The 12,521-nt window shown below is 66.9% G+C and carries 12 protein-coding genes; 8 read left to right on the forward strand and 4 right to left on the reverse strand.

All coding sequences use genetic code 11. The features are described 5' to 3' along the window. Positions 1-29: 29 nt before the first annotated feature. Positions 30-842: a sugar phosphate isomerase/epimerase gene (locus KRR38_RS14080; RefSeq protein ID WP_217402482.1), complete on the forward strand. Its 813-nt coding sequence runs from the start codon at positions 30-32 to the stop codon at positions 840-842. Here the strand turns inward: KRR38_RS14080 and KRR38_RS14085 are convergent. Beyond that, positions 839-1,627 carry an SDR family NAD(P)-dependent oxidoreductase gene (locus KRR38_RS14085; RefSeq protein ID WP_217402484.1) on the reverse strand — a complete coding sequence of 263 codons (789 nt, stop codon included), beginning with the start codon at positions 1,625-1,627 and terminating at the stop codon, positions 839-841. The genes KRR38_RS14080 and KRR38_RS14085 overlap by 4 nt on opposite strands. A gap of 60 nt (positions 1,628-1,687) precedes the next feature. Here KRR38_RS14085 and KRR38_RS14090 point away from each other — a divergent pair, with 60 nt between their 5' ends. Next, positions 1,688-2,431, forward strand: a complete 744-nt coding sequence (locus KRR38_RS14090; RefSeq protein ID WP_217402485.1) for an SDR family NAD(P)-dependent oxidoreductase — start codon at positions 1,688-1,690, stop codon at positions 2,429-2,431. Here the strand turns inward: KRR38_RS14090 and KRR38_RS14095 are convergent. Together KRR38_RS14095 and KRR38_RS14100 are read right to left on the reverse strand one after the other, a co-directional pair. Beyond that, complete coding sequence (locus tag KRR38_RS14095) at positions 2,418-3,554, reverse strand: glycosidase (protein WP_217402486.1); 1,137 nt, start codon at positions 3,552-3,554, stop codon at positions 2,418-2,420. The two genes, KRR38_RS14090 and KRR38_RS14095, sit on opposite strands and share 14 nt — an antisense overlap. An 88-nt stretch (positions 3,555-3,642) precedes the next feature. Continuing rightward, complete coding sequence (locus tag KRR38_RS14100; RefSeq protein WP_217402487.1) at positions 3,643-4,581, reverse strand: sensor histidine kinase; 939 nt, start codon at positions 4,579-4,581, stop codon at positions 3,643-3,645. 140 nt (positions 4,582-4,721) lie between these two features. Here KRR38_RS14100 and mtnA point away from each other — a divergent pair, with 140 nt between their 5' ends. From mtnA to KRR38_RS14130, 6 genes are all read left to right on the forward strand, one after another. Next, positions 4,722-5,810, forward strand: a complete 1,089-nt coding sequence (gene mtnA / locus KRR38_RS14105) for an S-methyl-5-thioribose-1-phosphate isomerase (RefSeq protein WP_217402488.1) — start codon at positions 4,722-4,724, stop codon at positions 5,808-5,810. Then, entirely contained in the window at positions 5,807-6,460 is a 654-nt protein-coding gene (locus KRR38_RS14110) for a class II aldolase/adducin family protein (RefSeq protein ID WP_217402489.1), read from the forward strand. The genes mtnA and KRR38_RS14110 overlap by 4 nt, the downstream gene beginning before the upstream one ends. Positions 6,461-6,515: 55 nt before the next feature. Continuing rightward, entirely contained in the window at positions 6,516-7,133 is a 618-nt protein-coding gene (locus KRR38_RS14115) for an RNA polymerase sigma factor (protein ID WP_217402490.1), read from the forward strand. Further along, positions 7,130-8,083, forward strand: a complete 954-nt coding sequence (locus KRR38_RS14120; RefSeq protein ID WP_254514797.1) for a FecR family protein — start codon at positions 7,130-7,132, stop codon at positions 8,081-8,083. The genes KRR38_RS14115 and KRR38_RS14120 overlap by 4 nt, the downstream gene beginning before the upstream one ends. Then, entirely contained in the window at positions 8,064-10,364 is a 2,301-nt protein-coding gene (locus tag KRR38_RS14125) for a TonB-dependent receptor (protein WP_217402492.1), read from the forward strand. The genes KRR38_RS14120 and KRR38_RS14125 overlap by 20 nt, the downstream gene beginning before the upstream one ends. 90 nt (positions 10,365-10,454) lie before the next feature. Continuing rightward, positions 10,455-11,351 carry a ChbG/HpnK family deacetylase gene (locus KRR38_RS14130; protein ID WP_254514798.1) on the forward strand — a complete coding sequence of 299 codons (897 nt, stop codon included), beginning with the start codon at positions 10,455-10,457 and terminating at the stop codon, positions 11,349-11,351. A gap of 1 nt (position 11,352) precedes the next feature. On the opposite strand, the gene KRR38_RS14135 is transcribed toward KRR38_RS14130, so the two are convergent. Next, the gene (locus KRR38_RS14135) at positions 11,353-12,456 is read right to left on the reverse strand and encodes a carbohydrate porin (RefSeq protein WP_217402494.1); all 1,104 of its coding nucleotides are present in this window, start codon (positions 12,454-12,456) and stop codon (positions 11,353-11,355) included. Positions 12,457-12,521: the final 65 nt, after the last annotated feature.

The raw sequence follows: 12,521 nt of genomic DNA on the forward strand, positions 1-12,521 counted from the left end.
AAAACCGATTCAGAGGGACAGGAAAACCGATGCATCCGCGCATGTCGATCGCCGCCAATTGCTTTCCCCGCGCAAGCTGGGCCGACCTAGCCGCGGCCTGGGCAGCACTGAAGGCCGAGCGCGTGGGTTTCCTGGACATGCAGATCGCTGCCGATCCCAAGGCCGCCGCAGCGGTGCTGCGGGACGGCGGATATGCGCTGGAAACGGTGATCTACGACTTCATGCTGGGTCACCAGCTCGACTGTGATCCTGCCGTAATCGAAGTAGAACAGGCCAGGCTGTGCACCGCGATCGACCGTGCTGCCGCTCTGGGCGCCCGGTCGATCTTCATGGCCACGGGCGGCCGCGGCGCATTGAGCTGGGAGCAGGCTGCCGAAAAGTTCGCCGCGGCGATCGCCCCCTGCCAGGCCCATGCCGAGCGAGCCGGTATCGCGCTGCTGATCGAAGGCACGCCAACGCTCTATGCCGACCTGAGCATCGCATTGTCCCTGCGCGATACCGTGGCCGTGGCCGAACTGGCCGACGTCGGCATCTGCCTCGACGTCTTCTCGTGCTGGACCGAGGGCGGGCTGCGCGAGACGATCCAGCGCGCAGTGCCGCGCTGCAAGCTGATCCAGATCGCCGACTTCGTACCCGGCGACCGCGCGCTTCCCGCGCGCGCAGTACCGGGCGACGGTGCGATCCCGATCCGGCGGATTATAGAATGGGCGTTGGAAGCGGGATACGAAGGCGTGTTCGACCTCGAACTGATCGGTCCGCGGATCGATGCCGAAGGCCATGTCGTGGCCGCTCGCCGCAGCGCCGAGGTGCTGGATGGAATTCTGCGCGAGCTGGGCGCCTAACCTACACCCCGCTCCCAAACCGCCAGGCGCTCCTCATACACTGCGCGGATATCGGCAAGCGGGCGCCCAAGCAGAACGCGCAGCGGCGGATTTTCGGCGTCTATCACTTTCAGCAAGTCTAGGGCCAAATCCTTGGGGTCATTCCCTTTCCTCGCACCAACGCCGGACAGCAGCGCCCGCGGCCGCGCGTAGGCATCGAACTGCGGCTGATCGGATGCCGTGGGACGGGCGAAGCCGCTTTCCATATGTCCGGCCTGAACGATAGTGACCTTGATGCCGAGATGGCCGCTCTCCTGCGCCAGCGCCTCGCTCATACCTTCGATGCCCCATTTGGAGGCCTGGTAGACGCCGTTCATCGGCCAGGAGATCACCCCTCCGCCCGACGATATCTGCACCACGTGCCCGCCGCCCTGCTCGCGCAGGATAGGCAGCGCGGCCTGGGTCACCCAGAGCGTGCCGAGCAGGTTGGTGTCGATCAGGTCGCGCGCCTCGGCCTCGGTTACTTCCTCGACCGCACCGATCAGGCTGCGCGCGGCGTTGTTGACGACGACGGCGATCCGCCCGAACCGCGCCTGCGCCGCTGTCAGTGCCGGCGCTGCTTCAGCGCGGTTGCGGATGTCGAGGCCCAGCGGCAGGACCCGCTCGCCATAGCGGTCGGCAAGATCGGCGACGTCCTCTAGTCGGCGGCTCGTCGCGGTCACCCGATCACCGCGGGCGAGTGCTGCCTCGGCAATCGCTCGGCCCAACCCGCGCCCTGCGCCCGTCACGAACCACGACTTGGTCATTTGCCACTCCCGTCTTTTGCCGACATGCTAGCGGCGAAGCACAAGCACGGGGAGAGGCGAATGCAGGCGAGCGACATGACGGGCAAGGCAGCCCTGGTGACCGGCGCGAATGGCGACCTCGGCAGGGCCATCGCGCGCGAACTGGCCAGCGCGGGCGCTCAGGTGTGCCTCGTCGATCCCGATCGCGCGGCGCTGGAAGTGCTGGCCGCGGAGCTGGGCGGCAAGGCCGCGATCCATGCCGCCGAGGTCCGAGGCCGGGAGAACTGCCGCGCGGCGGTGGCAACCGCGGTCTCCGCTTTCGGCCGCCTCGACGCGCTGGTAAATGTCGCCAACGTCTTCGCCCCGGCGCAGAGCGGCGATATGGCCGAGGAGGACTGGGAAGCTACGCTCGCGGTCAACCTGTCGGCACCGTTCTATCTGTTCCAGGCGGCGCTCCCGCACCTACTCGCAGCGAACGGTACGGTAACGAGCGTTGGCTCCTGCGCGGCCTTCATGGCCTCGCCGATGACCGCCGCCTATACCGCCTCCAAGGCCGGGCTCGCGCAGATGACCAAGGCGCTGGCCAAGGAGTTCATCGAGCAGCCGATTCGCATCAACTACCTCGCGCCCGGCTCGATGTCGGTCGGTTCGGGCAATGCCGCGAAGATCCCGAGCAACGTCGACATGAGCAAGGTTCAGAAGCTTTCGCGCAACCTGATCGACGTAACTGAAGTGGCTGCAGTGGTCGGCTTTCTCGCTTCGGACGCCTCGGCCGGTTTCCACGGCGCCTGCATCTCGATGGACAACGGCCTCAGCCTGGGTTGAACGCGCTTTTCGGAATGTGGGTGATCCGACAGGCGAGATCGGCCTCACCCGAAGCGACGATGAAATGGTCGCCGGCATCAACGATGCCCGTCGTGAAAACCACGTCGCGCACGTACATCAGCGCGTCGATCGGCGCGGTGAGCGCAGGGTTCGCTTCGAGCAGCGGCGCATGGTCGGTCGCCAGAACGCGCGACGGTTCCTCCGGATCGAGCAGCGACCAGTAGGTGCGATAGATGCCGACGATCTCCTTCGGCTCGACACCGTGCCAAAGCGTCAGCCAGCCGCGCCGGCCGGCTAGCTCGGTAAGGATCGGCGGCGTACCCCCGCCCATGCGCGCGGTGGCGACCGTGGCCGCATGCGGGCGAATACCGGGCTGGAGGCACGGCTGCCAGTGTCGGCAGTCGGGCGAACTGGCGAGGTTGATCGAGGGCCCCGCGCGCCATTCGCTGCCCGGCGGATAGGCGAAGTAGAGATCGCCGAGCGGCCGCGTCTGCGCCCAGTACTTGCCGCCGATCAGTCCCTCGAAGATCAGCATGTCCTTGTTCTGGTGATCGAGGACGATGCCCTCGAAGGTCCAGTCGAGCGCGTCGTCCGAACTGTAGAGCGTGGTCGAATGCCGCTCCGGACTGACCGAACAGGTCGTCATCCAGTAGCGCCCCTCGACCCGGCTGATCCGCGGGTCCTCGAGCCCATAGCATTGCCAGGAACCGGCGGGCGCCACAGCCCGGTCGTAATGGATTGCCACGATCCGCAGCTCATCGGGCGATATCTCGACCGGCAGCAGCCAGGACAGCGAGGTCAGCGCCATGATCTTCCAGCCGCCGCCCGGCAGCATGAACTTGCGCGGGTCGGCCGTGTCGGCCTGCTCGAGCGGCCAGCCGTCGAGGACGTAGCTGCTCTCGTCCCAGCGGATCGCATGGACCTTGCCGTCGAACACGGGCTCGCGCAGCGCTTCGGCGACACGGACCATCAGCAGCAGGTTGCCGTTGGGCAGTACCGTCAGCGCCGGATTGAATGCGCCGAGCACGTAAGTCTGGGCATCGAAATGGCCGGCCAGCGGCGATCGCGACAGGTCGATCATCGGCGGCGTGAGGATCAGCTGGTCGATCGGAAATCCAGTCATGCGGGCGCTCCGTGTCTGGAGGACTAAGCGCATCTTGGCGCGGGTGGTTCCGCACGCCCAGTCAGGCGAAACGGAATACGAGCAGGCCTCAGCCCGCGGCGTCGACCGCAATCCGACAGACGACGCCCTCGCGCCGATAGTCGAGATCGACCTCGCGCAGCGGACCCGCCGGCGACAGCAGCCGGGCACCGAGGCCGGTCTCGGTCGGCGGACTCACCGGCGGCCCGCCCTGCTCTTCCCAGACCAGGGCGATCAGGGTGCCAGTCTTCGTCCAGGTAATGGCAACCCGCCCGCCGTCGACCGACAGGGCGCCATACTTCATCGCATTGGTGCCCAGTTCGTGCAGCGCCATCATCAGTTGCATTGCCGGTTCGCCGGCGATCGCGCAGGCCGCCGGCCCGCTCGCCTGGATGGCCCAGGCCGGAAACGGCTGCATCGCCGCTTTCACCAGGTCGGCCATTTCGCAGGCTTCGACGATGCCCGATGCGAGCAGTTCGTTCGCTTTCGCCATGGCATCGAGCCGGCCCGAAAGGGTCTTGTAGAACTCGACCGGATCGGTCGAGCGTGACGCCCGCGAGGCTAACGCGCGAACGATCTGGAACGTGTTCTTGGTACGGTGCTGCAATTCGGCGTTGAAACCGCGAATCCTCTCGCTCTGAGCGTCGAGCTCGATGAAGGCCTGCCGCAGGATATGGCCAAGCACGATCATGAACGCAGCGATGAAGGCGAAGGCGCTCCACAACGAATAGTTCATGAAATTCGCCTCGAGCCGGGCATGCTCGCCGAACAGGCCGACCACGAAGGCGACGCTGGCGCAGGCCGCGATCACTGCATAGGGCCATTCGAGGAAGATCGCCGCCAGCACTACGACCGGTAGGAAGGTGACGAAGGGCGCGCCGTGCGCACCGCGGTCTGCGATCCAGCGCGCACCGGCCGCGATGAACAGGCCTCCGACGATGGCTGTAACCTGGAATACCGGGCTCTTCCGGGCCGCAATGGCGCGCCTGACAAGCCCGAACAGAGTCATGATCGCGTGCCTTGATCCCCGCTTGGTCGAAAGTGAACATTTGGCAAGAGCGGCACGAAGTCAACCGATGCGCAAAAACCGTCGAATTTCCGCGGGTTCGGCTTGACTGAAAGCGGCGAGAGACCGAACGGTGCACCTCGATGAAAGTGGGACAACAGCACTTCCGATCGATCTGGGTGGCGGACGGGAAAGTCCGCGTCATCGACCAGACGCGTCTGCCGCACGAATTTACGCCGGTGGCGCTGGAGACGCTCGACCAGGCCGCGACGGCGATCCGCGACATGTGGGTGCGCGGCGCGCCGTTGATCGGCGCAACGGCTGCCTACGGCATCGCCATCGCCATGGACAGCGACCCTAGCGATGCCGGCCTGCGCCGCGCCGTCGACCTGCTGATGGCGACGCGCCCGACCGCGGTGAACCTGCAATGGGCGCTCGAAGGCATGGAAGTGCATCTTGCCATCCTTCCGCCGGCCGAGCGCTTCCAGGCGGCCATGATCCGCGCCGCTGCGATCGCCGACGACGATGCCGCGATGAACGAGGCGATCGGTACGCACGGCCTCGCGATCATCGAAGCCATCGCCGCGCGCAAGGCCGGTCCGGTCAATGTGCTGACCCATTGCAACGCCGGCTGGCTGGCAACGGTGGACTGGGGCACGGCGACCGCGCCGATCTACAAGGCCCACGCGGCCGGCATCCCGCTCCACGTCTGGGTCGACGAGACCCGGCCGCGCAACCAGGGCGCGCATCTGACCGCCTGGGAAATGGCGAGCCACGGCATCCCGCATACGCTGATCGTCGACAATGCCGGCGGCCACCTGATGCAGCGCGGCGAGGTCGACATGGTGATCGTCGGCACCGACCGCACGACCGCGCGCGGCGACGTCTGCAACAAGATCGGCACTTATCTGAAGGCGCTGGCCGCGCACGACAACGGCGTGCCCTTCTACGTCGCCCTGCCCTCCCCGACGATCGACTGGCGAGTGCAGGACGGGCTTGCGGAGATTCCGATCGAGGAACGCTCGGGCGACGAGGTTTCGCTGGTCCAGGGTAAGCTCGCCGACGGGACGGTCGCGCGGCTCAGGATCAGCCCCGAGGCGACGCCCGCGGCCAACCCCGCTTTCGACGTGACCCCGGCGCGCCTCGTCACCGGCCTCATCACCGAGCGCGGCATAGCCCCGGCCAGCGCCGAGGGCTTGGCCGCGCTGTTCCCGGAGCGCGCCGTACGATGAACGAAGCGACCCTGCGCGCGGAAATCGTCGCCTGCGCGCGCGAGCTCGACGCTTCGGGGCTCAACCGTGGATCCTCGGGCAATATCTCGGCCCGCTGCGGCAATGCCCTGCTTATCACGCCCTCGGCCATTCCCGCCAGCCAGCTCGAACCCGATATGCTGGAGCGGATGCCGCTCGACGGAACCGGTAGCTGGGACGGCCCGCTCAAACCCTCGAGCGAATGGCGGCTCCATATCGACCTTCTGCGCGCGCGCGGCGATTTCAACGCCATCGTGCATACCCATTCGCCCTTCGCCACGATCCTCTCGATCGCGCGCAAGCCGATCCCCGCGATCCATTACATGATGGCCGCTTTCGGCGGACCCGAGATCCGCTGTTCCGACTATGCCTGCTACGGCACCCCCGCGCTCTCGGACGCGGTGCTGCACGCCCTGGGCGACATGGCCGGGTGCCTGATGGGCAATCACGGCATGATCGTCGGCGGCCCGAACCTCATACGCGCGGCATGGCTGGCGCACGAGCTCGAGGCCCTGGCGCACCAATATTTCCACGTGCTGCAGATCGGCGGCGGCCATGTCCTGGGCGCGGAGGACCTGGCCGAGACCGCCAGGGGCTTCGCCAGCTATGGCGAGCAGGATCGCAGGGACTAGCTACGAATAGAGAATTGACGCAAACCGCTGACAAGCAAGGATTGCAGGCGACGGGATGGAGGAAGCGGGCTCGGGATCTGGCGACAACGGCTTGGCCGGGCTGTTCGCGCAGCACCGCGGCGAGTTGCTTCGCTTCCTGGTCGCACGCTGCGGCAGTGCCGACGATGCCGAGGACCTGCTGCAGGAGCTCTGGATCAAGGCTAAAGGCCAGCCCGCCGGGCCGGTGAGCAACGGCCGCGCCTATCTGTTCCGTATGGCCAACAATCTCGTGCTCGACCAGGCCCGCCTGCGCCGCCGCGCCATGGCGCGCGACCACTCGTGGCTCGCTGCCGATGGGCTCGCCGAAGGCACGGTAGAAGAACGTCCCGATCCCTCGGAAGGCGCCGATGAGGCGCTGGCGAAAACGCAGGAGGCAAGCCTGCTGCTGCAGGCCATCGCCGATCTTCCGCCCGGCGCCCAGCGCGCACTGCGGTTGCATCGTTTCGAAGGTCGGGGCCAGTCGGAAGTCGCGCAGATCATGGGAATCAGTCGTAGCGGCGTGGAGAAGCATCTCGCTGTCGCTATGAAACATTTGAGAAATTCACTGCGGAACTGCGGATGGTGGGACCCCGGGGCGTCTAAGCAACCGGAGGGTCCGGGAGAAGGAACACAGGCGACAGGGAAACGGTCATGAGCGACGACGAAGACCGGATCATGAGCGAAGCGGCGGCCTGGCATGTAGCCAGTTCCGACGACGGGATGGACTGGGACGGTTTCACCGCCTGGCTCGAAGCCGATTCGCGTCATTCCCACGCCTACAACGAACTGGTGCTCGTCGATTCCCTGATCGACGAGCACCGACCGATGCTGCTTTCCGCCGGTAATCGGAAAGCGGTCGGGGGGATCGCGGCTGAGCATGGCGCAGTAGTCAGGCGCCGGCATTGGGGACGCTGGGTCGGTGCCGCTATGGCCGCCTCGCTCGCCGCGGTCTTTCTCCTCCCGGCCATCTTCGCCCAGCCAACCGTCTATCGGACCACCGACAAGGCCCAGCAGATCGCGCTGGCCGACGGTTCGACCGTGACGCTGGCCCCGCACAGCCGCCTGTCGGTCGACGGGCGTGACAAGGATCAGCTGGCATTGGCCGGCGGCGCCTGGTTTGACATCAAGCACGATCCGAACCGGACGCTCGCGATCACCGCGGGCGACGTAGAAATTCGCGACATCGGCACGCGTTTCGATGTCCAGACCGAGGACAAGGTAGTGCGCGTCGGTGTGGCCGAAGGCGTGGTTACCGTAGCATCGCAGGCCCTCTCGCAGCCGATCCGGCTCGAACGCGGCCGCAATCTGTTGTTCGATGGCGGGGACGGGACGGCACTGGTCACGCCGGCGACCGACCCCGCCATCGGCGCGTGGCGCAATGGCCGGTTGTCCTATGAGGATACACCTTTGCCACTGGTCCTCGACGATCTCTCCCGTTATGCCGGAGTGCATGTAACGATGCCGGACAGCTTGCGGAGCCGGCGTTTCTCGGGGTCCTTGATAATCGGTAATGGAGAGGCGGCGATCCGCGACCTGGCGCAAGTCTTGGGCCTCCCGCTGGAGCGGACCGGCGATAGCTATCGCCTTGGCGAGCGGAGCCACTGAGGCCCGAGCTTCCGAAACCCGAGCGATAGACCTCTCCGCAGCGACGCTGCCGCAAGCGATTTCCGAACTTTCACTGGAAGCCGGAGTCACGATCGGCGGCGATCGCACGCTGCCCGCGCTCCGCACACGGCCGCTGCGCGGGCGGATGACGGTCGACGCGGCGCTGGCGAGGTTGCTGGCAGGCACCGACTATCGGGCGCGGCGGGTGGGCGAAACCGCCTGGCGGATCGAGCCCGCCCCCGCCCGCCCGGCGGCGCGCCCCCGCCTTACGCCGTCGCATCCGGTGGAAGAACCGCTGGAGGACCTTGCCGATGCCGCGCCGATCACGGTCACTGCGGCCAAGCGTGAGCAGCTGATTTCGCAAGTGCCGATGAACATCTCTGTCGTCACCCTGTCTGATGCAGACCGTCACGATCCGCTGCGCAGCACCGACTGGATCGCCAGCGAAGTGGAAGGCCTGACACAGGCCTCGGCCGGCCCGGGTCGCAATCGCATGTTCCTGCGCGGCATCGCCGACAGCCCGTTCAGCAACGAGAATCAGGCGACGGTCGCGATCCTGCTAAACGACGCCAGGCTGACCTACTCGGCGCCCGATCCCGGCATCCGACTGGTCGACGTCGAACGTGTGGAAGTGCTCAAGGGACCGCAGGGTTCGCTTTACGGTACGGGCGCCCTCGGCGGCACCTACAAGATCGTCACGCACCGCGCCGATCTCGACGAGTTCCAGCTTTCGGCCTCGCTTGGCGGGCAGGCCACCGCCGGCGGCACCGCCGGGCCAATGGGGACGACGGTGCTCAACCTGCCGTTCGCGTCTGGGCGGGCCGCCCTGCGCCTCGTTGGCTACGCGGCCTGGGAGCCAGGCTGGGTCGACACCGGCGCGCGCGCGAACAGTAATACCTCCGAGGTTCGCGGCGCCCGCGCCGAGCTCGGCGTCGCGCTGAGCGATGCCTGGCGGCTCGATGTCACCGGCTTCGGCCAGTGGCTCGACGTGCACGACAGCCAGTACGTCTACCAGCAAGGCGCACGCAGCCGGACGGCACAGATTCCCGAGCCGCACGAGACCGATCTCCAGCATCTCTCGCTGCGGCTGGCCGGCCCGGCCGGCAGCACGCAGGTCGTCGTGAGCAGCGCGCTTACCTGGCAGCACCTGAACGATTCGCTCGACGCTACGCTGGGCGGGCCGGTCGCGATCAACCCGCGCAGTCTGCTCAACGATCGCCGCTATCGCGTCTGGGACAACGAAGTCCATGCGAATGGAGGGATCGGCAGCGTCGACTGGCTGGTCGGGATCTCCTACCTCCGGGCGCACCAGGCAGCGGTGCAGACGGTCACCTCGCTGGTCCCGTCCCCACCGCTCCCGGTCGACGACGACCGCCGCGACACCACCGACGCGGCGATCTTCGGCGATCTGACGATACCCGTGACTGCCGGCATTGCGCTCGACCTGGGCGGACGGCTGTACCACGGCAAGATCGACGAAAGGCGCGTGCTTCCCACAGGCCCGATATCCTTCCAGCAGGGCCGCACGGGCTTTACCCCGGGCATCTCGCTGTCGTGGCAACCGCGATCCTCGCGGCTGTTCTATATCCGCTACGGTACCGCCACACGCCAGGCCGGGCTCGACATCCGGCTGGGCGGCCAGCTCGAGCGCCTGCGCAGCGACGAGCTTTCGACGATCGAGGCCGGCTGGCGCGAGCGCAGCGACGCCGGCCGCCAGATCGACGTCAACCTGTTCTACACCTGGTGGAACCACCTCCAGACGGACACGCTGTTTTCCGACGGCGCCTTACAGGAGACCAATGCCGGTCGTTCACGGATTCAGGGTATCGAACTGACTCTGGTGCAGCCCCTCGGCCGGTACTGGCGCCTGTCGCTCGGCGGGACCCTGCAGGATGCCGACCTCGTCCGCACCGAGAACGGCCTGCGGCTAGGTAACCGCCGGCTGCCGATCATCCCCGATTATGCACTGCGCGGCTCGCTGCAGCATGAATTCCGGCTAGGACGCGCGGCCGCCTCGCTGCGCGCCCAGCTGCGCTACATCGGCCCTGCCCACCTGAGCTTCGATCCCACGCTCGACCGCCCGGTCGGCCATATCCTCGAAAGCCAGCTCGAAGGCCACGCTGCGCTAGGCGGCTACGACCTGTCGCTGCGGGTCGAGAACCTGCTCAACCGCGCCACCGACACCTTCGCCTTCGGCAATCCGCTGCGCTTCTTCGCCAGCCGGCAATTCACCCCGCAGCGGCCGCGGACCGTGGTGCTTTCGCTGGTCAAGCACTTCTAGGCAAGCGCGTGACTGCGGTCCGTCCGCAAGCGTGGCGTCTTAGTTCCTGAAACTGCCGGACAACCGACAGCCTGGGAACGGATACGAACCATGGACGCTGGCCTAGACGTTCGCCGCGCAGCCGCTATGCGGCTTGCAGCGAGCTGTCCGGCGAGCGAGTACGCTGGCGTCGCCGCAAAACGCGCCCGGCGCCCCCGGATCAGCCTCTGTGCCGACGATTTTGCCCATTCGCGCGGGACCAGCGAGGTTATCGTCAATCTCGCCCATGGCCGGCGGATCAACGCTATTAGCTGCATGACCGTGCGGCCCGGCTGGCGCAGCGACGCCCGCCTGCTTTCGGGCCTTGAACAACACTGCGAAATCGGCCTGCAACTCGTCCTCAGCGACGAGCGCCCACTGACTGCGATGCCCGGCTATGCGGCCGCAGGAACGATGCCGCCGCTGTCGATCCTGACAAGCCTCCCGATGAGCGCACAGCTGACCGGTGAAATCGCAGTCGAAGTGGCCCGGCAGTTCGATGCCTTTTCCCAAGTCGTCGGCAGGCCGCCCGACTTCGTTACCAGCCACGGACACATGCACCAGCTCCCCGTGCTTCGCGAAGTGATCCTGGAGGAGGCCGTCTGGCGTGCGCCCGAGGCTTGGCTGCGTTCCTGCGGCGACAGGCCGCTGGCGCTCCTGCGCCGCGGCTTCCGCGGCAAGGCGATGCGCAGCGCCTGGCATTCGTACGGCTACACGGACATCGCGCGCGGCTTCGGGCTCGAGACCAACCACAGCTTCGCCGGCCACTACGACTATTCGGAAAGCTTCGCCGCGGCATTCCCGCGCTTTTTCGACGGTGCCAGCGATCACCATGTGATCATGCTGCACCCGGGCGCCGCCGACCGGGCGGACGATCCCATCGCCGAGGCCAGGGTGCGCGAAGCAGCCTTTCTCGAATGCTATCGGCCGCCGGAAATCGCGGCATCGCCAGTCGCGGCGGTCGCCTGACTCAATGGGTAGCGATCAGCCTTAGACCGAAGACCACGGCATTCGCCCGCGTCCGGTCGGCGCCGGGATGAAGCAGCCACTGGACGTCGGGCTGGACCGAGAGGCCGTGGCCGAGCGCGTGCTGATAGGTCAGCTCCAGCGCGGTCTCCGAACCCACGTCTGGACCCGCTGCACCATTGGCGACCGCATGCGCGACCGCCACGCCCAGGCTGTCTTCCGGGTGCTTGTCCCAGAAGCCCGTCGTGACCAGGCCGCCGCCGACGTAGCGCGTGACCGGCGCTGTCGCCTTGTCGGCAATGCCGAGGCGCACCCAGCCGTCGAGACGCGCACCCTGCGCTTCGCCGCCCTCCGGATCGGCCGGTTTGCCAGCCAGCGTGCTCTCGACAATGGCAAAGCCGCCGGTGCTGCCACGATGATCGCCGGTGCCGTCGATACGGGGAAGCTGCGCGCTATGGCGCCAGGCACCAAACGCAATACGGTGGCTCTTGCCGGTCCAGTCGACCTCGGCAATCGAGAAAGTACCCGTACCGTCGCCGAATTTCCACGACAGCCGGCGGGGATGATCGGGATCGCCGGGGCGGCCGGTGAACAGGCCGACGCGCAGCTTGAGGCCGCTTGCCTCATCGGTCAGGAAGCCGGTGACGCCAAGCGCTGTGTTCGGCACCGCACCGCTGCCGTTGAGGCCGCTGCTCGACAGCTCTGGTCCCGTCCCGTGCGAGGAACCGAGAAACAGCGCGCCCACATTTTGCTCGTCGAAGTCGGCATTGGTATCCATGACGCCCGCCTTGATCGCGACGCGGCCCGAACCGTATTGCAACCAGGCGTTGATCGGCCGAACCATGCGCGTCGCAGCGATGTTGCTGACGCCCTGTAGATCGCCCAGTGGGCCAGAGATGCCTTCCCCCGAATAGACTGTGACCCCGGCCATGCCGGTCAGGCCGGGAACGCCCAGCGGCGCGCCGTCGAGCAGCAGCGAGAGATTGAGCTGACCCGTGGCGCCGCTCTCGTCGCCGTCTTCGGACGTGCTGACCATGCCGTCGATCATCAGACTGGTGTCCAAGGCCAAGCCACCGTCGGCAGCCGAGGCCACGGTCGGGAAAGCCACCGCGGCGAGCGATAATCCCAGCCTGGAACAGCCGCGCTGTAAACCTTGATGGTTAAAGCGGTTGC

This window comes from Novosphingobium sp. G106, assembly GCF_019075875.1.
In the GTDB taxonomy this organism is placed as follows: Bacteria; Pseudomonadota; Alphaproteobacteria; order Sphingomonadales; family Sphingomonadaceae; genus Novosphingobium.

What these genes read in the sequence shown, in the direction of transcription:
- KRR38_RS14080 (WP_217402482.1), top strand. Translation starts at nt 30, where the DNA reads ATGCATCCGCGCATGTCGATCGCCGCCAATTGCTTTCCCCGCGCAAGC.
- KRR38_RS14085 (WP_217402484.1), bottom strand. Translation starts at nt 1,627, where the DNA reads ATGACCAAGTCGTGGTTCGTGACGGGCGCAGGGCGCGGGTTGGGCCGA.
- KRR38_RS14130 (WP_254514798.1), top strand. Translation starts at nt 10,455, where the DNA reads ATGGACGCTGGCCTAGACGTTCGCCGCGCAGCCGCTATGCGGCTTGCA.
- KRR38_RS14110 (WP_217402489.1), top strand. Translation starts at nt 5,807, where the DNA reads ATGAACGAAGCGACCCTGCGCGCGGAAATCGTCGCCTGCGCGCGCGAG.
- KRR38_RS14090 (WP_217402485.1), top strand. Translation starts at nt 1,688, where the DNA reads ATGCAGGCGAGCGACATGACGGGCAAGGCAGCCCTGGTGACCGGCGCG.
- KRR38_RS14095 (WP_217402486.1), bottom strand. Translation starts at nt 3,554, where the DNA reads ATGACTGGATTTCCGATCGACCAGCTGATCCTCACGCCGCCGATGATC.
- KRR38_RS14120 (WP_254514797.1), top strand. Translation starts at nt 7,130, where the DNA reads ATGAGCGACGACGAAGACCGGATCATGAGCGAAGCGGCGGCCTGGCAT.
- mtnA (WP_217402488.1), top strand. Translation starts at nt 4,722, where the DNA reads ATGAAAGTGGGACAACAGCACTTCCGATCGATCTGGGTGGCGGACGGG.
- KRR38_RS14100 (WP_217402487.1), bottom strand. Translation starts at nt 4,581, where the DNA reads ATGACTCTGTTCGGGCTTGTCAGGCGCGCCATTGCGGCCCGGAAGAGC.
- KRR38_RS14115 (WP_217402490.1), top strand. Translation starts at nt 6,516, where the DNA reads ATGGAGGAAGCGGGCTCGGGATCTGGCGACAACGGCTTGGCCGGGCTG.